Origin of the sequence: Streptomyces sp. NPDC048392 (genome assembly GCF_043200575.1) — a bacterium.
GTDB lineage: Bacteria > Actinomycetota > Actinomycetes > Streptomycetales > Streptomycetaceae > Streptomyces.
This window is the reverse complement of sequence record NZ_JBICYB010000001.1, coordinates 99,248-125,873: the sequence shown is the minus strand read 5'-3', so window position 1 is coordinate 125,873 and position 26,626 is coordinate 99,248. Positions and strand designations below refer to the sequence as shown.

General features: G+C 71.2%; 18 protein-coding genes. 6 read left to right on the top strand and 12 right to left on the bottom strand.

Features of this window, described 5'->3' with window-relative positions; all coding sequences use genetic code 11:
• Position 1: 1 nt before the first annotated feature.
• The 3 genes from nadD to ACGFYH_RS00490 form a co-directional block, all read right to left on the bottom strand.
• Positions 2-694: a nicotinate-nucleotide adenylyltransferase gene (gene nadD, locus ACGFYH_RS00500; RefSeq protein ID WP_393800913.1), complete on the bottom strand. Its 693-nt coding sequence runs from the start codon at positions 692-694 to the stop codon at positions 2-4.
• A gap of 59 nt (positions 695-753) precedes the next feature.
• The gene (locus ACGFYH_RS00495; protein WP_003976223.1) at positions 754-921 is read right to left on the bottom strand and encodes a hypothetical protein; all 168 of its coding nucleotides are present in this window, start codon (positions 919-921) and stop codon (positions 754-756) included.
• Between the two features lie 152 nt (positions 922-1,073).
• On the bottom strand, positions 1,074-1,235 hold the full coding sequence (locus ACGFYH_RS00490) for a hypothetical protein (protein ID WP_393800912.1): 162 nt from the start codon (positions 1,233-1,235) through the stop codon (positions 1,074-1,076).
• Between the two features lie 158 nt (positions 1,236-1,393).
• Between ACGFYH_RS00490 and ACGFYH_RS00485 the strand changes: the two genes are divergently transcribed.
• Positions 1,394-2,581, top strand: a complete 1,188-nt coding sequence (locus tag ACGFYH_RS00485) for a M48 family metallopeptidase (RefSeq protein WP_393800911.1) — start codon at positions 1,394-1,396, stop codon at positions 2,579-2,581.
• Between the two features lie 51 nt (positions 2,582-2,632).
• On the opposite strand, the gene ACGFYH_RS00480 is transcribed toward ACGFYH_RS00485, so the two are convergent.
• From ACGFYH_RS00480 to proB, 5 genes are all read right to left on the bottom strand, one after another.
• Positions 2,633-3,703, bottom strand: a complete 1,071-nt coding sequence (locus tag ACGFYH_RS00480) for a hypothetical protein (protein ID WP_393800910.1) — start codon at positions 3,701-3,703, stop codon at positions 2,633-2,635.
• Between the two features lie 84 nt (positions 3,704-3,787).
• Positions 3,788-4,357 carry a hypothetical protein gene (locus ACGFYH_RS00475; protein ID WP_393800909.1) on the bottom strand — a complete coding sequence of 190 codons (570 nt, stop codon included), beginning with the start codon at positions 4,355-4,357 and terminating at the stop codon, positions 3,788-3,790.
• A 152-nt stretch (positions 4,358-4,509) separates the two neighbouring features.
• Positions 4,510-5,796, bottom strand: coding sequence for a glutamate-5-semialdehyde dehydrogenase (locus tag ACGFYH_RS00470; RefSeq protein WP_393800908.1), 1,287 nt, complete (start codon positions 5,794-5,796; stop codon positions 4,510-4,512).
• A gap of 284 nt (positions 5,797-6,080) precedes the next feature.
• A complete protein-coding gene (locus ACGFYH_RS00465; protein WP_393800907.1) occupies positions 6,081-6,614 on the bottom strand; it encodes a hypothetical protein in 534 nt (177 codons plus the stop codon).
• A 113-nt stretch (positions 6,615-6,727) separates the two neighbouring features.
• Positions 6,728-7,831, bottom strand: coding sequence for a glutamate 5-kinase (gene proB, locus ACGFYH_RS00460; protein WP_393801498.1), 1,104 nt, complete (start codon positions 7,829-7,831; stop codon positions 6,728-6,730).
• Between the two features lie 207 nt (positions 7,832-8,038).
• On the opposite strand from proB, the gene ACGFYH_RS00455 reads away from it, so the two are divergent.
• The 3 genes from ACGFYH_RS00455 to ACGFYH_RS00445 all read left to right on the top strand — a co-directional run bounded on the left by ACGFYH_RS00455 (position 8,039) and on the right by ACGFYH_RS00445 (position 16,261).
• Entirely contained in the window at positions 8,039-10,189 is a 2,151-nt protein-coding gene (locus ACGFYH_RS00455; protein WP_393800906.1) for a hypothetical protein, read from the top strand.
• Between the two features lie 222 nt (positions 10,190-10,411).
• Positions 10,412-12,643: a CDP-glycerol glycerophosphotransferase family protein gene (locus ACGFYH_RS00450; protein WP_393800905.1), complete on the top strand. Its 2,232-nt coding sequence runs from the start codon at positions 10,412-10,414 to the stop codon at positions 12,641-12,643.
• A gap of 24 nt (positions 12,644-12,667) precedes the next feature.
• The gene (locus tag ACGFYH_RS00445; RefSeq protein ID WP_393800904.1) at positions 12,668-16,261 is read left to right on the top strand and encodes a CDP-glycerol glycerophosphotransferase family protein; all 3,594 of its coding nucleotides are present in this window, start codon (positions 12,668-12,670) and stop codon (positions 16,259-16,261) included.
• Positions 16,262-16,424: 163 nt separating this feature from the next.
• On the opposite strand, the gene galE is transcribed toward ACGFYH_RS00445, so the two are convergent.
• Together galE and ACGFYH_RS00435 are read right to left on the bottom strand one after the other, a co-directional pair.
• Positions 16,425-17,393 (bottom strand): UDP-glucose 4-epimerase GalE, encoded by a 969-nt coding sequence (gene galE, locus ACGFYH_RS00440; RefSeq protein WP_393800903.1) that lies wholly within the window; start codon positions 17,391-17,393, stop codon positions 16,425-16,427.
• A 7-nt stretch (positions 17,394-17,400) separates the two neighbouring features.
• On the bottom strand, positions 17,401-21,810 hold the full coding sequence (locus ACGFYH_RS00435; RefSeq protein WP_393800902.1) for a glycosyltransferase: 4,410 nt from the start codon (positions 21,808-21,810) through the stop codon (positions 17,401-17,403).
• A gap of 437 nt (positions 21,811-22,247) precedes the next feature.
• On the opposite strand from ACGFYH_RS00435, the gene ACGFYH_RS00430 reads away from it, so the two are divergent.
• Positions 22,248-23,249, top strand: coding sequence for a CDP-alcohol phosphatidyltransferase family protein (locus tag ACGFYH_RS00430; protein WP_393800901.1), 1,002 nt, complete (start codon positions 22,248-22,250; stop codon positions 23,247-23,249).
• Between the two features lie 138 nt (positions 23,250-23,387).
• Positions 23,388-24,776 carry a glycosyltransferase family 2 protein gene (locus tag ACGFYH_RS00425; RefSeq protein ID WP_393800900.1) on the top strand — a complete coding sequence of 463 codons (1,389 nt, stop codon included), beginning with the start codon at positions 23,388-23,390 and terminating at the stop codon, positions 24,774-24,776.
• A 27-nt stretch (positions 24,777-24,803) separates the two neighbouring features.
• Here the strand turns inward: ACGFYH_RS00425 and obgE are convergent, their stop codons facing one another.
• Both obgE and rpmA read right to left on the bottom strand, forming a co-directional pair.
• Positions 24,804-26,246 carry a GTPase ObgE gene (gene obgE / locus ACGFYH_RS00420; protein ID WP_393800899.1) on the bottom strand — a complete coding sequence of 481 codons (1,443 nt, stop codon included), beginning with the start codon at positions 26,244-26,246 and terminating at the stop codon, positions 24,804-24,806.
• A 111-nt stretch (positions 26,247-26,357) separates the two neighbouring features.
• Positions 26,358-26,612: a 50S ribosomal protein L27 gene (gene rpmA, locus ACGFYH_RS00415; protein ID WP_393800898.1), complete on the bottom strand. Its 255-nt coding sequence runs from the start codon at positions 26,610-26,612 to the stop codon at positions 26,358-26,360.
• Positions 26,613-26,626 lie beyond the last annotated feature (14 nt).

The following is a 26,626-nucleotide window of genomic DNA, read 5'->3' as shown; positions in this document are numbered from 1 at the left end:
CTCACTCGCCGCGGTACAGCTGGCGTTTGTCGATATAGCGCACGACGCCGTCCGGCACCAGGTACCAGACGGGATCGCCCTTGGCGACTCTCGCACGGCAGTCCGTGGAGGAGATGGCGAGAGCGGGGACCTCGACGAGCGAGACACCGCCCTTGGGGAGCCCGGCGTCCGTGAGGGTGTGGCCGGGCCGGGTGACGCCGATGAAGTGCGCGAGGGAGAACAGTTCCTCGCTGTCGCGCCAGGTGAGGATCTGGGCGAGGGCGTCGGCACCGGTGATGAAGAACAGGTTCGCGTCCGGGTTGAGGGAGCGCAGGTCACGCAGGGTGTCGACGGTGTAGGTGGGGCCGCCGCGGTCGATGTCGATGCGGCTGACCGAGAACTGCGGGTTCTCGACGGTCGCGACCACCGTCATCAGGTAGCGGTCCTCGGCCGCGGAGACCGCGCGGTGGCTCTTCTGCCACGGCTGCCCGGTCGGCACGAACACCACCTCGTCGAGCCGGAACTGCGCGGTGACCTCGCTGGCCGCGACGAGGTGACCGTGGTGGATCGGGTCGAAGGTGCCGCCCATGACGCCCAGGCGGCGCCTGCCCGACGCTGGGCCGCTGCCCGGACCGGTGGCGCGGGCGGGCACCGCGTTCTGCGTGCCGCGCGCCGGCGCGTGCGCCGGGCCGGTAGGCGTGTCGTGCTCTCCCATGCGAGCAGACCCTACCGGCCAGCCCGGGGCGGCCCGGCCGCCCCCACGGAGCCGCGTGCTCAGCGGTCGCGGTTGAACCGGGTGGTGATCCACAGCAGGAGCAGCAGGATGACGAACGCGCCGATGCCGGTGACGTAGGGGCTGAGGCTCTCGTGGTTGCCGCCGTGCTCCTCGCCGCCCTCGGCGGCGAGGGTGACGAACTGGGCGGCGCTGAGGGGAAGGCTCATCTTCGGCAGGACCTATCCGGTGTGGGCGGGACAAGACGTCGGCCCATCGTATGCGGGCGCCTCGCGGGCGATCACGCCGACTCCGCCGTTGGGAAGTGGCCGAGGCGCGACGGGACGGGGCCCGGAGCGGCCCGGGGAACCTTCGGGCCGCCTCAGTCGTCCTTCCGCTTGTACCCCCGCAGCAGGAACCACGCGGTCAGCACACAGCCCACCACCATGACGATCAGGACGACCCGGAGCAGATTCCCCGTCCCCTGCTGCCCGGCGGCGGTCGCGGCCGCGGCGAGCCGGTCGGCGTGGGGGATGTGCTGCATGGCGTGGACTCCTTCGACGTACTGCCCGTCCACGGTATCTCCGCCTAGGCTGGGCCCTGCTCCGGGGGCGCAAAGGACCGCACAAGGATTCGCAAAGGGCGGACTCACGTACCGGCCACGCACAGGTACAGGCCACACACACGCACCTGGGGGAAGACATGTCCGACGGCCATCACCACGGGCACGAGAACGTGCCGAGCAGACAGCGCAGGCGCTTCCCCGGAATCTCCTCGCGCGCGTACGAGCATCCGGCCGACCGCAGCGCCCTGGTGGCGCTGCGCAGGCTGAGCGGCTTCGACACGGTCTTCAAGGCGCTCAGCGGCCTGCTCCCCGAGCGGAGCCTGCGGCTGCTGTTCCTGTCCGACTCGGTGCGCGTCTCGGACCGCCAGTTCGCCCATCTGCACGTCATGCTGCGCGACGCCTGCTACATCCTGGACCTGGAGAAGGTCCCGGCGATGTACGTCAGCCAGGATCCGAAGCCGAACGCGATGTGCATCGGCCTGGACGAGCCGATCATCGTCGTCACCACGGGCCTGGTCGAGCTGCTGGACGAGGAGGAGATGCGGGCGGTCGTCGGGCACGAGGTGGGGCACGCCCTGTCCGGCCACTCGGTCTACCGGACCATCCTGCTCTTCCTGACCTCCCTCGCGGTCCGGGTCGCCTGGATCCCGCTGGGCAACGTGGCGATCATGGCGATCGTGACCGCGCTGCGCGAGTGGTTCCGCAAGTCGGAGCTGTCCGCCGACCGCGCGGGACTGCTGGTCGGCCAGGACCTGCGGGCCTCCATGCGGGGCCTGATGAAGATCGCGGGCGGCAACCACCTGCACGAGATGAACGTGGACGCGTTCCTGGACCAGGCCGAGGAGTACGAGGCCGGCGGCGACCTGCGCGACTCGGTGCTGAAGATCCTGAACGTGCTGCCCCGCTCGCACCCGTTCACCACGGTGCGGGCCGCCGAGCTGAAGAAGTGGGCGGCCTCCCGGGAGTACCAGCGGACCATGGACGGTCACTACCCGCGGCGTGACGAGGACAGGGACACCTCGGTCCGGGACTCGTTCCGGGAGTCGGCGTCCAGCTACGCCACGCATGTGCGCAACTCCAAGGATCCGCTGATGAAGCTGGTCAACGACATCGCGGGCGGGGCCGGTGACCTCGGCGACCGGATGCGGCGGGGCTTCGGCGGCTTCACGGCCTCCCAGCCGGGACCGGCCGGGGAACGGGGCGGGCCCACGGAAGGCCCGGAGGATCCCGGGGGCCCGGAGGGCCCGGGAGGCGAGGGCCCGGAGGGCCCGGGTGGCGACGGTACGGGGTCCTCGCAGAACCGCCCGCCGCGCGACGGCGCCTGATCTTGGGCTCCCGGCACGGCACCCACCGCCTGATCCCGGGGCCCCCGGCACTCACACCTTCGGCTGGGCGCCCGTCGCGAGGGTGCCGCACAGCGCCGTGGCGTTGTCCGAGGCGTACGGGTCGGTGCCCGCGGGGGTGCCGGTCCCGGCCGTCCGGCCGGCCAGCAGCGGGCGGAGGTGGTTCGCCGAGTTCTCGGCGCAGGAGAGCGGCCCGGCCTGCACGTACGAGGCGACGAGCTGGGTCTGGTGCATCCGCAGGTCGTCCCGGTCGTAGCGGAAGTGGAGCTCGCGCCGGACGGTGAACAGCGACGTCTGGGCCCGGGCGTCGCCCGCCGGTCGCAGCGCGTACACCATGGTGTGGTCGGTGGTGACCTCCAGGGTCGACGCGTTGCTCTCCACGACCCGCAGACTGCCGTCCACCCGGATCTCCGGGTCGGCCAGCTCGGCCCGGGCCGGGTCGAAGCGGACCAGCCACCCGGTGGGCGCGTGGTGGCCGTCCGCGGCGGGCTTCTCGAAGCTCTCGTCGAACTGGTGGAGCTGCTCCGGGTCGAGCAGCACCCGCACCGAGCGGACCTCTCCGCCGCCGAGCACGCCCGGGTCGAGCGCCGAGCGGACGATGTAGTTCTTGGCCGTGGTCAGGGCGTTGAGCACCTGGTCCTCGGAGAAGTGCGCCGTGCGCCGGGCCCCCGGCACCGGAATACCCTCGGCCGCGGTCCGGAAGTGCGCGGCGGGGCTGTGCTCGTACAGGAAGGCGGCGTCGTCGGCACCGGGCACCCGGTCCCTGGGCGCGAGCGGGACGACGGTCATCCGCACCGGCTCGGCGGCCCGCTCCCCGGACGGATTCTGGTACGGGTGCCGTACGCCCATGTAGATGGCGGTGCCGAAGGCGACGGCGATCAGTACGACGAGGAGCAGCGCCTGCCGGGACAGTCCGGCCCGGCGCAGCGGCGGACGGCGGCGTACGGCGGGGGCGTGGTCGGTGATGCGCTCCTGGGCGGAGAACTCCTGGAGCCGGGCAGCGCGCACGAACGATTCGTCGAAAACGACGGATCGGTACTCTTCCTCACCGCCTCCGGGGACACCCTCGGGCGTTCCTCCGGGCGGATCGCCAAGCCCTGCCATACCTTCAGGGTAGGTCTGCGGAAGGTCGCGTAAACGCGCCGGTGCAGGTCAAGTTGGGACAGCTTGGCGCCGCCCCGGGGGAGGTCAGGGGCTGCGCGGAATCACCGACACGGCGGGCCGGGAGTAGTCCGCGGAGGCGGAGGGCGTCGCGGTGCCGCCCTGTTCGGGGCCGGTCGAGGCGGGGGGCGGCACCGGCTGCGGTCCGCCGCCCGAGGACGCCCCCCGGTAGACGGCCACGAAGGCCAGCGCGACCATGCCCACGCCCATCACGAGGGCGAGCATCCAGGCGACGGGCCGGTGCCAGCGGACCTGCTTGCCACAGGCCGCGGGAGCGCCGTACGGGCGGTCCAGGAGGTCGCGGTCGTCGTCCGGGTCGTAGAAGTCGGGATCATGGCCGAAATCGCCGTACCCGTCGTCGTGGCGCTCGGCTCTGCTGCGGCCGCGGCGGGCCGCCTCCGCCTCGGTGGCCTCGGCTCTGGCCTGCGCGGCGGCCAGGAGACGCTCGACGGCGGTCGGCTCGTGCACCGCGGCCGCCTGCACGAAGGCCTCGTCGAAGACCACGGAGGCGAACTCTTCGTCCGACACCCCGCGGTCGTGATCGTCGTCGGGCTCCCAGCCGTCAGGGAACGGCCCGCCCCCCACGTCCTCCGGCACAGCTCCAGGGTAGACCTGGGGGGGCGTTTTGGGCAGACGGCGGGGAAAATCATCCGGTGGGTGAGATGCCCCGATCGGCTCACGGGTACGCCCGGGGGCGCATGCCCGTCACATATGCCTCCGGCGTGCGCTCCAGGGGTGGGACGAGCCGGTCAGCGCCGCACGTGCCCGTCACCGGTGACGATGTACTTGGTGCTGGTCAGCTCCGGCAGTCCCATCGGACCGCGGGCGTGCAGCTTCTGCGTGGAGATGCCGATCTCGGCGCCGAAGCCGAACTGGCCGCCGTCGGTGAAGCGGGTGGAGGTGTTCACCGCGACCGTCGTGGAGTCGACCAGCTGGGTGAAGCGCCGGGCGGCCTGCTGCGAGGTGGTCACGATGGCCTCGGTGTGGCCGGAGGTCCACAGCCGGATGTGCTCGACGGCCCGGTCCAGGGAGTCGACGACGGCGGCCGCGATGTCGTACGAGAGGTACTCGGTCTCCCAGTCCTCGGGGGTCGCCTCGACGACGGTCGCCCGGGAGTCCTCGGCGTACGCCAGCACGCGCTCGTCGGCGTGCACGGTGACCCCGGCCTTCGCCAGGGCGTCCAGCGCGCGGGGCAGGAAGTCGGCGGCGATGTCCTGGTGGACCAGGAGGGTCTCGGCGGCGTTGCAGACGCCGACCCGCTGGGCCTTGGAGTTGATCAGGATGTCGACGGCCATGTCGAGGTCGGCCTGCGCGTCGACGTAGACGTGGCAGTTGCCGGTGCCGGTCTCGATGACGGGGACGGTGGACTCCTGGACGACCGTGCTGATCAGCGAGGCGCCGCCGCGCGGGATGAGCACGTCCACCAGACCGCGGGCCCGCATCAGCTCGCGCACGCTCTCGCGGTTCTCACCGGGCACCAGCTGCACGGCGTCGGCGGGCAGCCCGGCCCCGCCCACGGCGTCGCGGACCACCCGGACCAGGGCGGTGTTGGACCGGTAGGCGGAGGACGAGCCGCGCAGCAGGACCGCGTTGCCGGACTTCAGGCACAGGGCGGCGGCGTCGACGGTCACGTTCGGCCGGCCCTCGTAGACGATGCCGACCACGCCGAGCGGCACGCGGACCTGGCGCAGGTCGATGCCGTTGGGCAGGGTGGAACCGCGCACGACCTCGCCGACCGGGTCGGGCAGCGCGACCACGTCGCGCACGTCGGAGGCGATGGCGCGGACCCGCTCCGGGGTCAGGGCGAGCCGGTCGATGACGGCCTCGCCGGTCCCGGCGGCGCGGGCCTTGGCCACGTCCTGGGCGTTGGCCTCGACGATCTCGCTCGTACGGACCTCCAGCGCGTCCGCGACGGCGAGCAGGGCGTCGTCCTTGGCGGCCCGCGGCAGCGGCGCGAGGTCGGCCGCGGCGGACTTGGCCCGGTAGGCGGCCCGGGTGACGGGTGACATCGAGTCGTACGGCGAGAGCGTGGTCATGAGGGAAGCGTAATGGGCCCGGCAGGGCCTCCCACGGGTCGTCCCGAACCCCGAGACACGCGTTGCGGACGGCAGGCGGACGGTACACGGGACGCGCCAGGTCCTGTCGTCGAACTCGCGTCGCCGCCCGGAGGGCGGCCCCCGCGGCGTCGGGTGCGTGCTCTCGGCGTGCCGGGTCCCGGGCCTCGTACCGGATGTACCCGGGTCAGGGTCCGGTACGGCGAGAGTGCGTGCATGACGTCGCCGGGCAGACGGGAGGTTCGACGACAGGGCCTAGAAGTGGCCTAGAAGGGGTGGACACCGACGGGAGTCGCCGGGGCGGGACCGTATCCGGCGGCGATGCGCTGGTGGTAGGTGGCCCGGTCGATGACCTCCAGGCCGACGATCTCCCAGGGCGGCAGTCCCGCGGTCTGCCGGTGCTCGCCCCACAGGCGCAGGGCGACGGCGGCGGCGTCGTGCAGGTCGCGGGCCTCCTCCCAGTACCGGATTTCCGCGTGATCGTCGGCGTATCTGCTGGTCAGCAGGAAGGGGTGGTCGTGCGCGAGCTGTTCGAGCGCCCGGCGCACCTCGGTGAGCGGGGCGCGGGTGCCGGAGACACTGAGGGTGACGTGCCACAGGCGCGGCGTGTGCTCGGGCTCCTCGCCGCGGAAGCGGTCACCGGCCGCGACGCTGGTCAGGGCGCGCTCCTCGCCGGCCGCGCGGGGCGCGCCCCGGGCGCCGCCGGGGCGCGCGCCGGTGCCGCCGCGGGAGGCGGTACCACCGCGGGACGCCGCCGTCCCAGGGCGCACTCCGCTCACGACGGCCTCCTTCACGCACACGGTCGGCCCGGTGGTCGGCCGGACTTGTCCCTGAGGAAAGTTGAGCAGGCCGCGCGAGATCGCGGGGCGGTTTTGCGGAACGTCCACCGCTGATTCGGGGACGTTTCGACCCATTACGGGTGCAGGATCACCAGATCGTCCCTGTGTACGACCTCACGTTCGTACGCGGGGCCGAGTTCGCGCGCCAGTTCCCGGGTGGAGCGGCCGATCAGCCTGGGCATCTCCTTGGCGTCGAAGTTGACCAGCCCCCGGGCCACCGCCCGGCCCGTGCCGTCCCGCAGTTCGACCGGGTCGCCCGCGGCGAACTCGCCCTCGGCACCGGCGATCCCGGCAGGCAGCAGCGACTTGCGGCCCTCGACGACCGCGCGGACCGCACCGTCGTCGAGGACGAGCGCCCCCTGGGGGGTGGAGGCGTGCTGGAGCCACAGCAGCCGGTCGGCGGAGCGCTTGCCGGTGGCGTGGAAGTAGGTGCCGGTGTCGCCCCCGGCCAGCGCGTCGGCCGCGTGGACCGTGCTGGTCAGCACCACCGGGATACCGGCGGCCGCGGCGATCCGGGCCGCCTCGACCTTGGTGACCATGCCGCCGGTGCCGACGCCGGCCTTGCCCGCGCTGCCGATGTCGACGCCCGCGAGGTCGGCCATGTCCCGCACCTCGGCGAGCCGCGAGGTGCCCGGCCTGCCCGGGTCGCCGTCGTACACGCCGTCCACGTCGGACAGCAGCACCAGCAGGTCGGCGCGGACCAGGTGGGCGACGAGGGCGGCGAGCCGGTCGTTGTCGCCGAAGCGGATCTCGTCGGTGGCGACGGTGTCGTTCTCGTTGACGATCGGGAAGGCGCCCATGGCCAGCAGCTTGTCCAGGGTGCGGGAGGCGTTGCGGTGGTGGGCGCGGCGGCTCATGTCGTCGCTGGTCAGCAGCACCTGGCCGACGCGGACGCCGTAGCGCGCGAAGGAGGCGGTGTAGCGGGCGACCAGCAGCCCCTGGCCGACGCTGGCGGCGGCCTGCTGGCGGGCCAGGTCCCGGGGGCGGCGGCGCAGGCCCAGCGGGGAGAGACCGGCGGCGATGGCGCCGGAGGAGACGAGGACGACTTCCTTGTCCGCGCCCCGCACCTTGGCGAGCACGTCGACGAGCGCGTCGACCCGGTCGGCGTCCAGGCCGCCCGCCGCGGTGGTGAGCGAGGACGAACCGACCTTGACGACGATCCTGCGGGCCTCGCCCACGGCCTGCCTTGCCCCTGCCACGGCCCCGTCCGCCTCTCCCGTCGACACGCGCCGATCCCTGCGCTCGCCAGGCAATCTACGCGACGGCGAACGCGCGCCGCACCACGTTCCGGGCTGCGGACAGGGGGCGTGCGTGCCGCCGCGTCACGGGTGCGGTCAACACGCGCGTGTCGTCGGGCGGTCACCGCGCGTTAACCCGGTCGTCCGATGCGCGACGAGCCTGGAGCGACCGCAGTGCCCCTTTCCCCGCCCCGCCGCCGTCTCCCCCGACTGCCCCGGTTGCCCCGCCCGCCCCGTGGCCTCCGTTTCGGCCTGCCCGGGCGGCGGACCGCCGTGAAGCTGCTCGTCCTCGGCGTGCTGGCGGCCGCCTTCGCCGCGCAGGCCGTCGGTGCGCTGCTGCCGCACGTGCCGCTGCTGCTCGCGGCGAGCGCCGGTTCGCTGGCCGCCGAGGGGGCGCTGTACCGGTGGCAGCAGGGCATGGTGTCGTTGTTCGCCAAGTCGCACGCCGATGTCACGGTCCGGCACGTGCTGCGGGACCTGCTGCTCGTGGTGGGCCTGCTGCGCCTCGGCGAGCAGCACCGGGAGGGGGTGTACGCCCCGCTCGTCGCCGGTCTGCTCGTCTTCTACGCGCTGCACTGGGCGATCCAGGCGGTGTCCGTCCTGGTCCGGCACACCCGGACGCTGCCCGTGGTGACCCGGAACATCGACGCCTCGGCACTGCGGCTGAGCCCGGCCCCTCCGGTGCTGCTGCGCCGCCCCGGGCACCGGCTGGCGGCCTTCGGGCTGCCTGCGACGGCCGGGCTGCTGGCGACGGCGGCGACCGACGCGCCGGTGTACGGGGCGGCCGGGCTCGCCCTGTCCCTGGCGGTCGCGCTGATGGGCCTGGGCACGCTGCTGCTGCGGCTGCTGCCGGGGCGCCGGCCCGCGGGTGAGCAGGAGGTGCTCGACTGGTTCGAGGCGTGGCTTGCGGAGTACCGGCCCACGGTCGGCCTGTACTTCTCGGGCGGGGCGTCCTCGGCGTACCAGGCGAACATGTGGCTGGAGCCACTGGCGCGGCTGGAGGGGCGGCCGGTGATCGTGCTGCGGGAGCGGTTCATGGTGCAGCGGATCGCGGCGACCGACATCCCGGTGGTGTGCCTGCCGAAGGTGTCCACGCTGATGCGCCTCGAGCACTCCACGCTCCGCGTCCTCCTGCACCCCTCGAACTCCGGGAAGACCTCGCAGGTCCTGCGCATCCCCACGATCAAGCACGCGTTCGTCAACCACGGGGAGAGCGACAAGCTGTCCTCGTGCAACCCGTACGCCAAGGCGTACGACGAGGTGTGGGTGGCGGGTCCCGCGGCGCGCGAGCGGTACGCGCTGGCGGAGGTCGGCGTCGAGGACAAGGACGTGGTGGAGATCGGCCGCCCGCAGCTGGACACCGTGCTGCCGTACGCGGGGCCGCCCGCGCCCGGGGCGTTCACGACCGTCCTGTACGCGCCGACCTGGGAGGGCTGGGACGGCAACCCCGGCAACACCTCGGTGGTCGAGGCCGGCGAGAACCTGGTGCGGGCGCTGCTCGCGGACCCGGGCGTACGGCTGCTGTACAAGCCGCACCCGCTGACGGGGTCGGTGGACCCGCGGGCCCGGGCCGCCGATCTGCGTATCCGCGAGCTGGTGCGGGCGGCGAACCGGGAGCGGGGCGGGCCCCGCCCCGACGCGTCGGCGGCCAACGGCCTGGCGCGGCGGGCGGCGGAGCTCGACCGGCTCACCGCGGCCGGTTTCCGGTCGGCGGCTGACCAGGTGGAACGGATGCTGCGGCAGCCGGCGCCGGAACCCGGGCGGGCCGCGGCGGTCCGGCGGGCGACGGCCGCGTGGGAGGAGGCGTACTGGGCCTCGCTGCCCGACTGGGAGCACCAGGTCGTCACGGACGCCCGGCCGCCGCTCTACGCCTGCTTCAACCGGGCCGACGTGCTGATCAGCGACGTGTCGAGCGTGATCAGCGACTTCCTGGCGAGCGGCAAGCCGTACGCGGTGGCCAACACCAGCGCGCTGGGCGAGGACGTGTTCCGCAAGTCGTTCCCGACCGTGGCGGCGGCGACCGTGCTGGCGCCGGACGCGTCGGGGGTGGCGGCGCTGCTGGAGACGGTGCGGCATCCGGAGCTCGACGAACTGGCCGGGGAGCGCGCCGCGTTGGCCCTGCGTCTGCTGGGCCCGGCCGAACCGCCGTCCCAGGAGCGCCTCGCCGGTGCGGTAGGGGACCTGTGCGCGGAGGCGGGCGCCCACCGGGCCCGCAGGGCCGAGCGCCTCGCCGCGGACCTCTCCGTACCCGGCCCCCGGGCGGGAAGCGACACCACCGCCCTGCCCGGCGGGCGTTGAGAGTGTCCGTCACGCCGCCGGACCGGCTCGGGGGCGTGAGCAGAAGTTGAAACAGCCCTGTGGGAATCCCGGGTTCATGTGTGGATACTCATAAGATCCGTTAGGGCAAGATCGGACATACCCCATCAACAGGCCCGTTACGCTTGGCCTCGCATCACAGGCTCTCCCGCTACGGTACGCGGCAACGCACGGACAGCTTCCCCCTGCGAACAGGTTGCAAGGATGCCCAGGTTCTCCCTCATCGTCCCGGTGTACAAGGTGCAGGGCTACCTGCCCGAATGCCTCGACTCGGTACTCGGGCAGGACTACGGCGATTTCGAGGTCATCGCGGTCGACGACTGCTCGCCGGACGGTTCGGGAGCCATCCTCGACGACTACGCGAGGCACGACGCGCGCATTCGGGTGGTGCACCTCACGGAGAACGTGGGACTGGGCCGCGCGCGGAACGCGGGCATGGAAAGGGCGCAGGGCGACTACGTACTGTTCCTGGACAGTGACGACACCCTGGCCCCGGGTGCGCTCACGGCGATAGCGGACCGCCTCGGGGCCACGGACGATCCCGAACTGCTCGTCCACGACTACGCCCGCACCTACTGGAACGGCCGGGTCACCCGCAATCAGCGGGCGGACCTGCTGGAGCACAAGGGCCCGGACGTGTTCTCCCTCGCCGACCGTCCGCAACTGCTGGACCTGCTCCAGATCGTCTGGAACAAGGCGTACCGACGCGACTTCATCGCCCGTACCGGGCTCACCTTTCCTCCCGGTTACTACGAGGACGCGCCCTGGACGTTCTGCCTCCTGGTCAGCGCCGAGCGGATCGCCGTGCTGGACCGGGTCTGTGTGTACTACCGGCAGCGGCGTGAGGGCGGCAACATCCTCAAGACGGTCAGCCGCAAGCACTTCGACGTCTTCGAGCAGTACGAGCGCATCTTCGGTTACCTCGATGAGCACGAGGAACTGGCCGAGTGGCGCGGATCGTTGTTCCGCAAGATGATCGACCACTACCTGACCATTCTGGAACGTCCGGACCGGCTGCCGCCGACCGCGCGGGCGGAGTTCTTCCACCGCGCGGCCGCCAACTACCGCGCCCGCGTGCCGGAGGGCTTCACCCGGCCGGGCGGCGGTCGCGGCCACAAGTACGCGATGCTGGAGCGCGACGCCTACACGGCCCTGGTGAGCGCGCTCGCCGCGGTGAAGGCGCGCCAACGGGTGAAGAAGGGCGTCCGCGCCGCGGTCAACCGGTCCAAGAGCGGCGCGATGCGCGTCTTCTACCAGTCCCAGCTCCGGCTTCCGCTCGACGACAGCCTGGTGCTGTTCTCCGCCTACTGGAGCCGCGGCGTCTCCTGCAACCCGGCCGCCATCGACGCCGAACTGGCCAGGCGGGCGCCGCACCTGCGTCGTGTCTGGGCCGTCCACGCGGACCACGCGGACCGGGTGCCCAAGGGCGTACGGGTGGTGCGTGTGGGCTCGCGCGAGTACTGGGCGGCCTTGGCCCGTGCCAAGTACCTCGTGAACAACGTGAACTTCGCGGACTCCGTGGTCAAGCGCGTGGGCCAGATCCACGTCCAGACCCATCACGGCACACCGCTGAAGACCATGGGCCTGGACCAGCAGAAGTACCCGGCCTCCACCGACATGGACTTCGACGAGCTCCTTCAGCGGTGCGACCGCTGGGACTACAGCATCAGCGCCAACCGCTTCTCGACCGTGATCTGGGAGCGGGTCTACCCCTGCCCGTACACCACGCTGGAGACCGGCTACCCGCGCAACGACGTCCTCGTCAACGCCACCGCCGAGGACGTGCGCGCGGCCCGTGCCGCGCTCGGACTGGCCGACGGCGTCAAGGCGTTCCTGTACATGCCGACCCACCGCGAGTACCAGCCGGAGTTCACCTCCCCGCTGGATCTGGCCCGGTTCGCCCGTGAACTCGGTCCGGACGTGACGTTGCTGGTGCGCGGCCACTACTTCTACGGCAGCGCGCCGCACGTCGACGAGTCGCGCCGCACCGGCCGTGTCGTCGACGTCTCGGGACACGCCCGGGTGGAGGAGCTGTACCTCGCCGCCGACGCCCTGATCACGGACTACTCCTCGGCGATGTTCGACTACGCGGTCCTGGACCGCCCGATCATCAGCTACGTTCCCGACTGGGACATCTACTCCACGGTGCGCGGCACCTACTTCGACCTGCTCCGGGAACCACCCGGCACGGTGGCCACCACCCAGGCGGAACTGCTGGGGCTGCTCGCCTCGGGCGCGTACGACAGCCCGGAGACGACCAAGCGCCGGGACGGCTTCCGCAGGCGCTTCTGCGAATTCGACGACGGGCACGCGGCGGAACGAGTCGTACGACGTGTTTTCCTGGGTGAGGAGAGCCTGCTGCCCGTCGTTCCGTTCGACGACCGTTCCCACGCCCCGGCCCCCACCCAGGCGCTCGAACCGGTCGAGCGGGACTGACCACGGAAGGAACCGCACCAAGCCATGGCCCCTCGGCTCAGTGTCATCGTCCCGATCTACGACGTGGAACGTTATCTCCCCGCCTGCCTGGACTCGTTGGCCGCGCAGACCTTCCGCGACATCGAGGTCCTGATGGTGGACGACGGTTCACCGGACGACTCGGCCTCGATCGCCGCCGACTACGAGGCCCGCGACTCCCGGTTCCGGCTGATCCGCAAGCAGAACGCCGGTCTCGGCGCGGCGCGGAACACGGGGATGACGCGGCTGGCACCCGGGTCCGAGTACGTGGCCTTCGTGGACAGCGACGACATGATTCCGCCGAACGCCTACCGGCTCATGGTGGACAGTCTCGACGACAGCGGCTCGGATTTCGTCACGGGCAACGTCCAGCACATCAACAGCACCAAGATCTGGCAGTCGCCCATGCACCGCATCCTCGCCGGCGGTGCGGTCAAACGGACGCACATATCCCGGAACAGGAAGCTGCTGACCGACCGAATAGCCTGCAACAAGGTGTTCCGGCGCTCGTTCTGGGAGAAGCACGGCCTCTCCTTCCCCGAGGGCGTGCTGTACGAGGACGTCCCGGTGATCCTCCCGGCGCAGTTCCTCGCCGAAGCCGTGGACATCATCAGCGAGCCCACGTACTACTGGCGGCTGCGCGAGGGCGAAGCCGCCCCCTCCATCACCCAGCGCCGGACCGAGCCGAAGGCCGTCCGGGACCGTGCCGCGGCCGTGGAGGCCGTCAGCCGGTTCCTCGCCTCCCGGCCCGGCGAGTCGAGCGCCGAGCTGAAGCACGCGTACGACCACACCGCTCTCACCGGCGACCTGCGCATCTTCCTGAACGTCCTGCCGGACGGTGACGCGGAGTTCCGCGCCGAGTTCCTGCGTGTGATCAACAAGTACCTGGACCAGGTCGACCCGCGCGTGGTCATGGAGCTGCCGGCAACCGCCCGCATCATGTGGCTGCTCGTCCGCAGACACGCGCTGGACGACCTCGTGGAACTGATCAAGGCGGAGCGGCGCGGTGACGCCGTGCGGATCACCGGCCTCGTCCGCAAGTACGTCGACCACCCGGTGCTGGACACGGCCGCCACCCGCCTGCCGAAGAGGGCGCGCCGCATCGATCCCGATCTCAGGCTGCACGCTCCGCTGCAGGACATCCGTTGGGACGGCGGCCGACTGCGGCTGGCCGGGCATGCGTGGATCGATCGGATCGACCAGGCCGGCAGGCGCAGCGCGGCCAAGATACTCGTGCTGAAGAAGGACGGCTCCCGCAGGGCCACGGTCCTGCGGCTGCGCAACACCTACGTCCCGGAGGCCACGTCGCTGTCCGGGGGGCGGCACACCAACCACGACTGGTCGGGCTGGGAGGCGGACCTCGACCCCCTCAAGCTCCGCAGGGGCTCCCAGTGGGAAGAGGGCACCTGGCGGGTCGGCATCGGCATCGCCACCTCCGGTCTCCTGCGCAAGCGCGCGGTCCAGGTCAAGGGGCCGTCGCGGGCCAACCACCCGCCCTACCAGTGGCTCGACGAGAACTTCCGCCTGCTGCCCACACCGGCCAGGGGAGCGTTGCGGCTCACCGTCGAGCGGGTACGCGCGCTGGTCACGGGCCACCGGGCCGCCGGCGCGGACATCGAGATCGACGGGGAGATCCGCGTACCGCTCGGCGAGGGTGAGAGCGTCTCGCTGCGCGTCACCAACAAGAAGAGCGGCGAACGGCTGCACTACCCCGTCACGCTGAGCGCGGCCGAGGGCGCGCACACCCCGTTCACCGTGCGGGTGCCCATGCGGGACGTCGCCCTGCTGCCGGAGCACCAGGACGTCGTGAAGGAGGAGAACGCCGCCGGCGGAGCCGACCCCGCGGCGGCCTCCCGGCGCAACTGGAGCACGCAGCTCGTGGCGGTCGCTCCCGACGGAGGCGAGCGTCGTTTCTCGACCGTGGTCCGTGAGGGACTCGCGGACGGGGAGATGCGGCTTCCGGCGTCCCTCGCGGAGAACGCCGACCGCAACGAGATCGCTTTGGTCTCGGGGCACAACGGCTATCTGAAGCTCTCCGGCCGCCCCTTGCAGGCGAAGATCACCTCGGTGCGCTGGAGCGGTGACCGCTATGTCGTTGAGGGCGTGACCGCAGCCGACATCGACGGAGCGGACCTCGTCGTCAAGGCACGGGACCGGTTCGACGAGAAGACCGTGGCCCTGCGGACGTCACCGGACGGTTCGTTCAGCGCCGAGTTCACCCCCGCGTCCATGTCCGGCCCCGACGGGACGCTGCCGCTCAGGAGCGGGCGTTGGAACCTCTTCCTGCGCACTCCCCACGGCAACGACATCCCGTTCCTCGTCGACCGGCTCGCCGTGGGCGCCTTCCCCGTGCTCGGCACCGCCAAGGACCGGGAGTACGAGTTCGAGTCCCGCTGGTACAACTTCCCGCAACTGCACTGCCCGTCCGACCTCTCCGTCCTGGAGCGCGGCGCCTACCGTCAGGAGCGGCTGCGCAAGGACGTGTACGAAGCGGGCCGGAGCAAGCCGCTGCGGGACGCGGTGCTGTTCGTCAGCTACAACGGCAAGCAGTACTCGGACTCCCCGCGTGCGATGCACGAGGAGCTGCTGCGCCGGGGGGCCGACCTGGAGTACCTGTGGCTCGTCCGGGACGGTCAGGTGGATCTGCCCGACACCGCGCGCAAGGTGCGGTTCTGGAGCACCGAGTGGTACGAGGCCCTGGCCCGCTGCCGCTACATCGTCACCAACGCCCACCTGCCGCACTGGATGGAACGCCGCCCGGGACAGGTGATCGTGCAGACGTGGCACGGCACCATGCTGAAGAAGATCGGCCTGGACATCGAGGCGCCGAAGTTCGACCCCCAGTACCACGAGCGGTTGATCCAGGAGGCCCGCAACTGGACGATGCTGGTGTCCTCCAACCGCTTCAGCACGCCGATCCTCAAGCGGGCCATGGGCTTCGACGGGAAGATCATCGAGACCGGGTATCCGCGCAACGACTACCTCTACGCGCCGGATCTCGCCGAGCGCGCCCGGGAGATCAAGGAGCGGCTCGGTCTGCCGTCCGACAAGCGGGTGATCCTCTACGCCCCGACCTGGCGGGACGACCTGTCGCACCGGCAGGGGCAGTTCAAGTTCGACCTGCGCGTCGATACGGAGGACGCCCGCGCGCGCCTGGGTGACGACCACGTACTGCTGATCCGCCGGCACTCCAACGTCGTGGACAGCATTCCCGGCGCGGGCAACGGCTTCGTACACGACGTCTCGGAGTATCCGGACATCGCGGACCTGTATCTCGTCGCCGACGTGCTGGTGACCGACTACTCCTCGGTGATGTTCGACTACGCGCACCTGAAGCGGCCCATGCTGTTCTTCACGTACGACCTGGAGCACTACCGGGACAGACTGCGCGGCTTCTACTTCGATTTCGAGAACGACGCCCCGGGCCCCCTGATTCGTACCTCGGAGGACCTGGTGAGCGCTCTGGGCGACCTGGACAAGGTGTCGGCCGAGTACGCGGACCGCTACCGGCGTTTCCAGCGGCTGTTCTGCGAACTCGATGACGGCAGGGCCGCGGCGCGCGTCGTGGACCTGATGCTGGAGCAGGCGCGGGAGGTCTGAGGACCGCTCGCCCGGAGCGGCTTCCCCCGCGCGTCGTCGTCTATGAGGCAGCCGGATCCGGCACCGCGCCGGACCCGGCTGCGGTTGTCGCGGGGGCGGACGACCGTCACGAAGCCCGTCCGGGACCCGGGCCGTACGCCGAGCCCGTCACGCGCCGGCCGAGTCACGCATGCCGGCGGCACCAGCCCTGCCAGGCCGACTCGATCATGTCGTCCAGGCCGTACCGGGCCGACCAGCCGAGTTCCGCGCGGATGCGGTCGGCCGAAGCGACGACGCGGGCGGCGTCGCCCGGCCTGCGGTCGGTGACCTCGGGGTCGACGCCCCGCTTGTCGGCGACCTTGAGGATGCGGTCCACCATCTCGCTCACGGAGCTGCCCTCACCCCGGCCGACGTTGAGCGTGAGGGCGGTGCCCTCCGCCGCCGACTCCAGCCGGACGGCGGCCGCCAGGTGGGCGGAGGCGATGTCCTCGACGTGGATGTAGTCGCGTACGCACGTGCCGTCGGGGGTGGCGTAGTCGTCCCCGAAGATCCGTGGTGCCGCGCCGGCCTCCAGGCGTTCGAAGACCATGGGGACGAGGTTGAACACGCCGGTGTCGGCCAGTTCGGGACCGGCACAACCGGCGACGTTGAAGTACCGCAGGGAGGCGCTGCGCAGGCCGTGCGCACGGGCGGCGGCGTTGATGAGCCACTCGCCCACGAGCTTGCTCTCGCCGTACGGGCTCAGCGGCCGGCAGTCGGTCTCCTCGGTGACCAGGTCGACGTCCGGCATGCCGTACACGGCGGCCGACGAGGAGAAGACCAGCCGGTCGACTCCGTTCGCGGTCATCGTCTCCAGCAGTGTCTGCAGGCCGGTGACGTTCTCCCGGTAGTAGTAGAAGGGGCGCTGCACGGACTCGCCGACCTGCTTCTTGCCGGCGACGTGCACGACGCCCCGCACGCCGTGCTCACGGATCGCGGCGTCCAGCCGGGACCCGTCGAGCACGCTGCCGACCACCAGGGGCACACCTTCGGGCACCCGGGCCCGGCTGCCGGTCGAGAGGTCGTCGTACACCACGACCTGCCGGCCGCCCTCGGTCATCGCGCGCACGACGTGCGCTCCGATGAAGCCGGCACCGCCCGTGATCATCCACATGCCTGAGTCATCCCTTCCCGTGGCGCCGTGTGTCCAGCCCGTCGACGGCCCTGAAGACGCGCGCGCAGTTCTCCGTGTCGCGCTGGCCGAAGAAGTGCTCGACGCGCTGGGCGTACGGCTCACCGACCGAGAACCCGCGGTCTATCGCCGCGACGATCTCGTCGACGGCCCCCTCCACCGACCGGCACACCGGTCCGAACCCGTCACGGGTCAGGTCGTAGTAGCCGCGGCGGTAGTGCCGGCCGTAGAAGTCGTCCTCGTCGAAGGGCACGTAGACGAGGGGCTTGCCCATGTAGGCCACGTCGAAGAAGACGGACGAGTAGTCGGTGACGAGAAGCGAGCACTGCCTCATCGCCTCCTGCACACCACGCTTGGTCTGGTCGGCGACGGTGATGCTGGGGTGGTCGACCTTGAAGTGGCGCAGGTGCGGGCGGATCTCGTAGTGCGGGTAGAACTCCAGCTTGACGTCGGCGCGTTCCAGCGCGGCCCGCAGCCTCTCGTCCTCCAGCAGCTGCGAGAAGAACCGGAAGTACTCCGAGGCCGCGAACTGGACCCGCGGCCGCAGTCTGCGGTTGTACGACGGCACCACGATGTCGCGGCGCCACGTCGGCATGAGCAGCACGGTGCGCGGTCCCTCGATCGGCTGCAGCTTGTCGAACCGGGGGAAGCCAAGGGCCTGCACCTCGTCGGGCGCGTAGCCCATCTCCTCGCGGATGTAGGCGGCCTCGTCCTCGGACGCGGCCACGAACAGGTCGACGCTCGTGGCCTGCCGGTGTGCGGACTGCGACACGTCGTTGTAGGTCACGCCGTGCTGGAGGAAGACCCGGCGGTAGTTCAGCAGGTCGCCGAAGATGCGCAGGTAGTTGACCTTGCTCATGCTGGGCGGCGCGAGATACGCCTCCAGGTCGTACGGCGATATCAGCCGCGTGGCGTTGAGCAGGTAGAGCCGGTGCTTGAGCGAACCGAGGGCGAGGACGTTGCCGCAGTCCTGGACCTTCGCACGGTCGGCCGCCTTCGCGTCGATGACGTAGTAGACGTTGCGCCGGGGCTGGTTCTGGCGCACCCAGCGGAAGAAGTGGTGGCCGTTGTCCTGCGCGGTGTCATGGCGCTCGCCGACGATCCAGATGTTCCGGCGGGCGAGGACGGGCCGGGTGAGCCAGTAGAGCAGCCGCAGCAGCCAGCCGGGCCTGCGCGCGGCGATCCGGCCGGCCTCACGGCCCAGGCGGCGCAGCCTGTCGGCGACGCCCGCGGCCGAGCGCCCGCGGGCCACCCTCACGTGTGCCCTGCCCTCCGGGTCCGCCGACACCTCGTAGCGGAAGGCACCGATGCGGTCGACGCCCTTGAAACGGTGGAACGCCGGCCGGCTCGTCACCGGGATGTCGACGAAACCGCCCGGTCCGTGCAGTCGCACCGAGAGGGAGTACGCGCCGCCGTGCAGCGCCGACAGCTCGTCGGGGCCGAGGTCGGCCCGCCAGCCGCTGTACAGGTCCCGCTGCTTGCGGATGTGCCAGCGGTCGCGCCGGTACACCTGCCGCGCCCGCACGGCGCGTTCCCGGCCACCGGGCGCGGTGAACACGAGTTCCAGACGGTTGCCGAAGTCCTCGTCGATGTCGACCTGGTCGAGCGCGAGGAAACCCTCTACGCGCAACACGTCGTCGACGACCCGGACGGACTCCGCCTGCGCCGACGGGGTTTCGACGCGCAGCAGCGTGGAATCGTCCACGTCGCCCTCGGTTCGGCGGAAGACCACGGGATCGGCGACGGCCAGTTCGGGCAGGAAGCGGGGCTCCTCGAACGGCCGGGCGAAGAGCCTGATGTTGCCGGCCTTCACGGCGTGGTGCGGGAGCAGGGAGGCGTTCGGGCCGGCGTACTCCAGGACCACGTCGTCCGGGATGTCCCGGTAGAGGGTCCGCAGCCGCGGGAAGAGCGCCTCCAGCTCTTCGACGACCCCCGCCTTGGGCAGGCTCGCCAGGTACGGGTGGAAGCTTCCGGCCACGAAGCGCTGAAGCGCCGCCCGCTGTTCGCGCCCCGAGGCCGCGTGGGCGTCCAGCAGCGACTGGTGCAGGGCCAGCAGGTCCCGGGCGGTCTCGAGGCGGTTGCGGGTGGCGAACCCGGCCCTGGCCTCGGCGGTGACGCCGTACACGAGCGCGTCGGTCACCCGGATGCGGCGCGCGGCCAGCAGGAGGGTGGCGACGAAGGTGATGTGTTCGAGGTCCCAGCCGTCCCCGACGTGGAAGCCGTGTTCGCGCAGCAGGTCGGAGCGGAACAACTTGCCGCCGGGCGAGGCGGCGAAAAGCAGCTCGGGGGCGTCGGTGAGGCCGTCGACGGTCCGGTCGCCGGATGTGAAGCACCCGCGTAGGAACGTGTCGGCCTCGACCAGCACCTCCGAGTCCTGCCAGGTGTCGGCCACGACGACGTCGGGGTCGTCCGTGGCCGCCCCGGCGAGGAGCCTGGTCAGCGCGCCCTCGGCAAGCACTCCGGATCCGTCCATGAAGGCCGTGTACGGTCCGGCCAGCCGGTCGAGTACCAGGTGCCGCACGTCCTGGCCGGCACGGGTGTCCTCGACACGGACGACACTCGTGTTGCCGTAGCGGTCGGCGAACTCGACGGCGACCGGCGTGTCCGGGTCGGCACCTGCCGTGACCAGGAGCACCTGCGTCCGGCCGAACTCCTTCTGGCAGGCGAGGGAGGTCAGGGCGGCCCGCAGCGCGTCGTCGCCGTATCCGGTGCAGAAGACCACGACGCTCACGGCGGGCGCGGCGGGCGCGGGAACCTTCGCCGGCAGCTCGCCCGTACGCCACCACTGCCAGTGCTCCGGACTCGGCGCCTCGCGTGCGGCCGTCTTGGCGACGTTCTGGCCGACGGGGCGCCAGACGATGTTGCCGCTGCCCGTGACGTCCGCCCACAGGCCGGCGGATTTCAGCACGTGGTCGAGCGGCGCGAGGTCGACGCCGTGCACGCACATAGCCGTGGTGTGCTTGCGTCCCTCCCACAGCACCTGCACGTTCAGGTTGACGAGGCTGGGCGAGGAGAGAACCGCCGCGGCCGCACCGCTGTCGAGGGAGACCCGGTAGGTGATGTGGGACTCGTCGACCCGCACGTCCGGCACGTCCACGACGATCCGCTCGCCCGTGTCCTTGGCGCGCACGTGCAGTGCCAGCCGCAGGTCGTCGTCGGGCCTGATGCGCTGGAACTGGTTGAGGATCCGGCCCTCGAACGTGACCGTCCCGCCGTCGGCGGCGAGGGAGGTGACCTGGTTGAACAGCTTGGAGGTCTCGAACTTCTCGTCCTGCAGGCCGAGTTCGGTCACGTCCAGGTACTCGTCCGCGCCGGGGAGATCGGCGTGCCGGGCCGACCAGTACACGCGGTCCCCCCGGCGCACCAGGTCGGTGGAGATGACGCCGCGCCGCTGTTCGAAGTCGCTGACCGTGAGGGCGGCGTCGGCCAGCCGGTGCCGGAGGTAGAAGGCGCGCACCCGGTCCAGCGGCCCGCACAGCGCGTAGGCCCGCTCGTCGATCTCGGTCAGGTACTCCGAGACGATGTCGAGGAAGGCTGTGCGGTACCGCTCGTCGCCGGAGCGGAGCTCCTTGCCGTAGAGCCTCACGTCATGGCTGATGAAGCGGGCGTCCTTGTAGGTCTTGACCTCCTCGGCACCGGCGTCGCGCAGGAACGCGTCCGCCCGCCGGTGCACCTCGACCCGGTCGGAGATGCTGCGTATCTCCGCACGCCGGTTGGTGATCGAGGCGGAGCCGTCCTGTGCGTCCTCCCAATACCACCGGTAGACCGGCTCGGCGAGGACGGTGATCCCGGAAGCGAGCGTGTAGGACTTGGCCGAGAAGAAGGTGTCCTCGTAGAAGAGGCCCTCGGGGAAGAAGATCTCGTTGCCGAGCAGGAAGTCCCGCCGGTAGAGCTTCGCCGCGGCGATGGGGTCGTTGATCAGCTCGGGCCAGTTCCGGATGCCGTCCACGCTCCGGTCGGCGCCGTAGAGCAGGGGCTGCCACACCTGGGTGGTGCCGCGCTGCGGGTTGATCCGGTGGGCGCGGCCGGCGGTGATGTCCGCCCCGGTGTTCCGGGCCGATTCCAGCAGCAGCTCGCATGCCTTGACGGGCAGTTCGTCGTCGGAGTCGAGGAACATGACGTATTCGCCCTGTGCGGCACGGATTCCGTCGTTTCGGGGGGCGCCCACGCCTCCGCTGTTCGTCTGCCTGGGTATGAGCCTCAGGCGTGGGATCCGGTCCGCGTAACTCTCCGCGACCACCCGGCTGCTGTCCTGGGACGCGTCGTCGACGACCAGGACCTCGAGATCCTGACACGTCTGCACGACCAGGGAGTCGAGGGCCCGGCCAAGAGTGGCCGCGGCATTGTACGCGGGGACGACGACGGTGATGCTCGGTACAGCATCCACGCGCGGGGACATCACGCCTCCATTACCAGGGATGAAAGTCGGAGATCACACCTCCCGCGCCGTGGAGGCCACTCGAACCTCGGCCAGCGCGGCACGGAGACTCCCGGGGGACCATGCCACGAGGCCGTGTCGGGCGGCAAAGGCCGAGCATCGCGGGGCAGCGACCGACTGTTGAGCAGATTAACTCACCGGGCGTGTCAAGCCCTCCAAAATTTGCCCCCAAGACGGACACAAGTCCGCTTATCATCCAGTCACATGTGATTCACCACACAGGGCTGTGTGAGCACCGCAACCATCCGCGGCAGACCATTGTCTTAAGTCTGAGAGAACGGCGTATCGTTGGCCGCGCCCAACCCGCCCAGCGGTGACATCTCGCGGCACGACCGACCACCTCCGCGCGCTCCTCGGTGCCTCGCCGAGGACCCCCTCGAAAGGGCTTCCCCCCAACCATGGACATACCTCCGCTCGCCGAAGTGCGCCGCCGCACTGAGAAGAAGCGGGACGCCTGGTGGACCGTCCTCCTCGTCGATCCGGTGGCTACGCCGCTGGTGCGCTGGACGGCCAAGTGGACCAGGGTCACGCCGAACCAGATAACGTGGGCGGCGCTCGTGCTCGGCATAGGTGCGGCGGCCTGCTTCGCCCAGGGTGAGTGGCTGTGGCTGGTCGTCGGCGCGGCCGTGTACCACGTCAGCTTCATCCTGGACTGCATGGACGGGAAGCTGGCCCGCCTCACCGGCAACGGCTCCGAGTTCGGCGCGTGGCTCGACTACGTCTTCGACCGCATCCGGGTCCTCATCTGCGCCATCGCCCTCATGAGCGGCCAGTACGAGCGTACCGGTGAGGTGGCCTACGTCTGGCTGGCCCTGGTCGTCGTGTTCCTGGACGCGCTCCGCTACATCGACGCGCTGCAGATCTTCAAGGTGCGCCAGGGTATGCGGGCCAAGCTCCGGCAGGCTGCCGAAGAGGTCGCCGAGGTGACCCAGGTTCCCGCGCCCCAGCAGGGTCTGGCCGAGCGCATCGCCGCCGAGGCCAGGGACGAGCCCGCGGGCTTCGAGGCCGTCGAGGAGGACAAGGCCGAGGGCGGCTCGTCCGCAGGCAAGGCCGACGCCCCCGCGCTGGGCGTCGTCACGCAGCAGTCGTTCCTCCGCCGGTTCACGCACTACGCGAAGATCCGGGACTTCCTGATCAACCACCGCATCCGCACCCACCTGGTCAGCGGCATCGAATTTCAGATGGCGGTGTTCATCATCGGCCCGCTCGTGGGCGCGATCATGGGTGTGACCATCGTGGCCGGCGCGCTGCTGGTGCTGTTCGAGCTGGCCATCATCTACAAGCTGATGCTGTCGACCCGCGACTTCGAGCGCGCGATGGCCTCCTACAACCGCATCCTGGCCGACCCCGCGCCCACCGTGCCGGAGCAGGTCGCGGTGAGGGCACCGGCCGACGCCTGACGCCCCCTCGTACCAGTACGCCGCCGCGCCGGTCTCCCAGCACCCCGGAGACCGGCGTCGGCGTGTTTCCGGACCCGGCCGCGACCGGCGGCCGACAAGGGCCGGCCCTCCCCCGCACTTCCAGTACTGGAGCCCCCGGTGACGGACCAGCGCCCGCACGACGCCGCACTCGTCGTGCCATGTTTCAACGTGGCGGAGCACCTGCCGTCCTTCCTGGCGTCGGTCGCCGCCCTCGACGGCTTCGACCGGACTCAGGTGATCCTCGTCGACGACGGGTCGACGGACGGCACCCACGAGCTGCTCGCCGGGTTCGCCGGCCGGCATCCGCACGTGCAGCTGATCACCCAGCCGAACAAGGGTCCCGGGGCCGCCCGCAACCGCGGTCTGCGCGAGGTCCGTGCCGGCCATGTCGCCTTCGCCGACGCCGACGACGTGCTGGTGCCCGACGGGCTCTCCGCCATGCTGGCCTCCGCCCGGCGCAACGACGCCGACCTGGTCGTGGCGGATTTCACCAATGTGCCGCTGCGGCCGTACGGCCGCTGGAAGCGCTGTTTCGGCGCCGGTGACCGGTGTGTCGGGAGCATCACCGACCACCCGGACCTGGTGTTCTCCGCGAGCGTGTGGAACAAGCTGTTCTCCGTGCCGTTCCTGCGGCGCACCAAGGCCGCCTTCCCGGAGGGTGTGCTCTTCGAGGACGCCTGGTTCAGCGTCCCGGCCCTGCTGTCGGCCCGTCGCGTGAACCTGCTCGACCGCCCCGTCTACGTGTACCGGCAGCGCGGCGACGGCTCCTCGATCATGGACTCGCTGCGACGGAACGCGGGCAACTACCGCGACCACCTCGATCTCAACCTGCACCTGCTCGACCTGGGCACGCGGCACGGCCCCGAGGTGCGACGGCTGATGGAGCGCTACGCGGCCCTCACCTATCTCGGCTTCCTCAGGAGGCTGCCCGAGGCGCCGCCCGACCTGGATGTCGCGGCGCTCCTGCCCGACGTGCACAGGCTCTACCAGGGCATCCGCGACGACGTCCTGCGGGAGTTCGTCACGAGCCGCCGGGACGCCGCACTGCAGACGGCGGCGAAGGCGGGCTCCCTCGGCGACCGGCTCGCCGCTCCCCGGCCGCTGCCGCTGGAGGGGAGCCGGCCGGCCGACGGCGAGTGGCGGGAACTGCCGCTCAACCCCGCCGTCACCGCCCAGGGCCTCCCGCCCCGCTACCGGCTGGACGGCGACCGCGTCGAACTCGGCGGTACGGTCGCCACAGTCGACGGCCGCGGGTTCGGGTCCCGTTGGACCTCCAGTACGACGCCCATCAGCGCCGTACTGGACACCGCGGTGAGCCCGGCCCGCACGCATCGCGGTGTCGCGCTGCTCCAGACGCTGCCGGCGTCCACTCTCAACGTGGCCACACTGCAGATCTCCGAGGGCGGCGTGCTGACGCTGTCGCTGCCGCGCATGGAGGTGCTGCCGGGCTGGGTCGACCTGTCGGCGATGACGTGGCCGCTGCCGGAGCCGGTACCCGCCGGCTGACCGGCCACGACGCCGCGAGCCGGTCTCCTACGAGGCGAAGGGGTCGAACCCTTCGTACTCCCCGTCCGCCTCGTCCTTCTCGGCCTGGCGGTCCCGGCGTCGCTGGGCGGCCGGGCGGGGCGCCTCGAAGCGGTGGTCCTCGCCGCGGCGGCCGAGCATCTCGGCGCCGGCCGACACGGAGGGCTCCCAGTCGAAGACGACCGCGTTGTCCTCGGGACCGATGGCGACGCCGTCGCCGTTGCGGGCGCCCGCCTTCATCAACCGCTCCTCCACACCGAGGCGGTTGAGCCGGTCGGCGAGGTAGCCGACGGCCTCGTCGTTGCTGAAGTCGGTCTGCCGCACCCAGCGTTCGGGCTTCTCGCCGCGCACCCGGAACAGGCCGTCCTCCTCGCGGGTGACGGTGAAGCCCGCGTCGTCCACGGCCTGGGGCCGGATGACGATCCGCGTGGCCTCCTCCTTCGGCCGGGCGGCACGTGCCGCGGCGACCAGCTCGGCCAGCGCGAAGGACAGCTCCTTGAGGCCCATGTGGGCCACCGCGGACACCTCGAAGACCCGGTAGCCGCGCGCCTGAAGGTCCGGGCGGACCATCTCGGCGAGGTCCTTGCCGTCCGGCACGTCGATCTTGTTCAGGACCACGATCCGGGGCCGGTTGTCCAGGCCGCCGTACTCGCTCAGCTCGGCCTCGATGACGTCCAGGTCGGAGACCGGGTCGCGCTCGGACTCCAGCGTCGCCGTGTCCAGGACGTGCACCAGCACGCTGCACCGCTCCACGTGCCGCAGGAACTCCAGGCCCAGGCCCTTGCCCTGGCTGGCGCCGGGGATGAGACCGGGGACGTCCGCGACGGTGTACACGGTCTCGCCGGCGGTCACCACGCCCAGGTTCGGGACGAGGGTCGTGAAGGGGTAGTCGGCGATCTTCGGCTTGGCCGCACTCAGTACGGAGATCAGCGAGGACTTGCCGGCGCTCGGGTAGCCGACCAGCGCCACGTCGGCGACGGTCTTCAGCTCCAGGTGGATGTCCTGGACATCTCCGGGCACCCCGAGCAGCGCGAAACCGGGGGCCTTGCGCCGCGCGGAGGCCAGCGCCGCGTTGCCGAGGCCGCCCCGGCCGCCCTGCGCGGCGACATAGGAGGTGCCGTGGCCGACCAGGTCGGCCAGCACGTTGCCCGCGCCGTCGAGGACCACGGTGCCGTCGGGCACGGGCAGGACCAGGTCCTGGCCGTCCTTGCCGGAACGGTTGCCGCCCTCGCCGGGCTTGCCGTTGGTGGCCTTGCGGTGCGGGGAGTGGTGGTACTCGAGGAGCGTGGTCACGGACTGGTCGACGGTGAGGATCACGTCGCCGCCCCGGCCGCCGTTGCCGCCGTCCGGGCCGCCGAGCGGCTTGAACTTCTCCCGGTGGACGGAGGCACAGCCGTGGCCTCCGTTACCCGCGGCGACGTGCAGTTCGACGCGGTCCACGAAGGTGGTCATGGGATGTGCCTCCAGTTACTGCTCACTGCCGGGAATGTCTCTTGGGTAACACGCGAAAGGCGGACCCGCTTCCCTTCGGGGAAGTGAGGCCCGCCTCGCGAAAGTTTCCGGTCAGGCGACCGGAACGATGTTCACGACCTTGCGGCCACGGTTGGTGCCGAACTGCACCGAGCCGGGCTGCAGCGCGAACAGCGTGTCGTCGCCACCGCGGCCGACACCGGCGCCCGGGTGGAAGTGGGTGCCGCGCTGGCGGACCAGGATCTCACCCGCGTTGACGACCTGACCGCCGAAGCGCTTCACGCCGAGCCGCTGGGCATTCGAGTCGCGACCGTTCCGGGTGGACGATGCGCCCTTCTTGTGTGCCATGTCTCCTCAGTCCC

Excerpts from the sequence above, each read along its gene's own strand:
- nadD (WP_393800913.1), bottom strand. The coding sequence starts at position 694 with ATGGGAGAGCACGACACGCCTACCGGCCCGGCGCACGCGCCGGCGCGC.
- ACGFYH_RS00495 (WP_003976223.1), bottom strand. The coding sequence starts at position 921 with ATGAGCCTTCCCCTCAGCGCCGCCCAGTTCGTCACCCTCGCCGCCGAG.
- ACGFYH_RS00490 (WP_393800912.1), bottom strand. The coding sequence starts at position 1,235 with ATGCAGCACATCCCCCACGCCGACCGGCTCGCCGCGGCCGCGACCGCC.
- ACGFYH_RS00485 (WP_393800911.1), top strand. The coding sequence starts at position 1,394 with ATGTCCGACGGCCATCACCACGGGCACGAGAACGTGCCGAGCAGACAG.
- ACGFYH_RS00480 (WP_393800910.1), bottom strand. The coding sequence starts at position 3,703 with ATGGCAGGGCTTGGCGATCCGCCCGGAGGAACGCCCGAGGGTGTCCCC.
- ACGFYH_RS00470 (WP_393800908.1), bottom strand. The coding sequence starts at position 5,796 with ATGACCACGCTCTCGCCGTACGACTCGATGTCACCCGTCACCCGGGCC.
- ACGFYH_RS00455 (WP_393800906.1), top strand. The coding sequence starts at position 8,039 with ATGCGCGACGAGCCTGGAGCGACCGCAGTGCCCCTTTCCCCGCCCCGC.
- ACGFYH_RS00450 (WP_393800905.1), top strand. The coding sequence starts at position 10,412 with ATGCCCAGGTTCTCCCTCATCGTCCCGGTGTACAAGGTGCAGGGCTAC.
- ACGFYH_RS00445 (WP_393800904.1), top strand. The coding sequence starts at position 12,668 with ATGGCCCCTCGGCTCAGTGTCATCGTCCCGATCTACGACGTGGAACGT.
- galE (WP_393800903.1), bottom strand. The coding sequence starts at position 17,393 with ATGTGGATGATCACGGGCGGTGCCGGCTTCATCGGAGCGCACGTCGTG.
- ACGFYH_RS00435 (WP_393800902.1), bottom strand. The coding sequence starts at position 21,810 with ATGTCCCCGCGCGTGGATGCTGTACCGAGCATCACCGTCGTCGTCCCC.
- ACGFYH_RS00430 (WP_393800901.1), top strand. The coding sequence starts at position 22,248 with ATGGACATACCTCCGCTCGCCGAAGTGCGCCGCCGCACTGAGAAGAAG.
- obgE (WP_393800899.1), bottom strand. The coding sequence starts at position 26,246 with ATGACCACCTTCGTGGACCGCGTCGAACTGCACGTCGCCGCGGGTAAC.
- rpmA (WP_393800898.1), bottom strand. The coding sequence starts at position 26,612 with ATGGCACACAAGAAGGGCGCATCGTCCACCCGGAACGGTCGCGACTCG.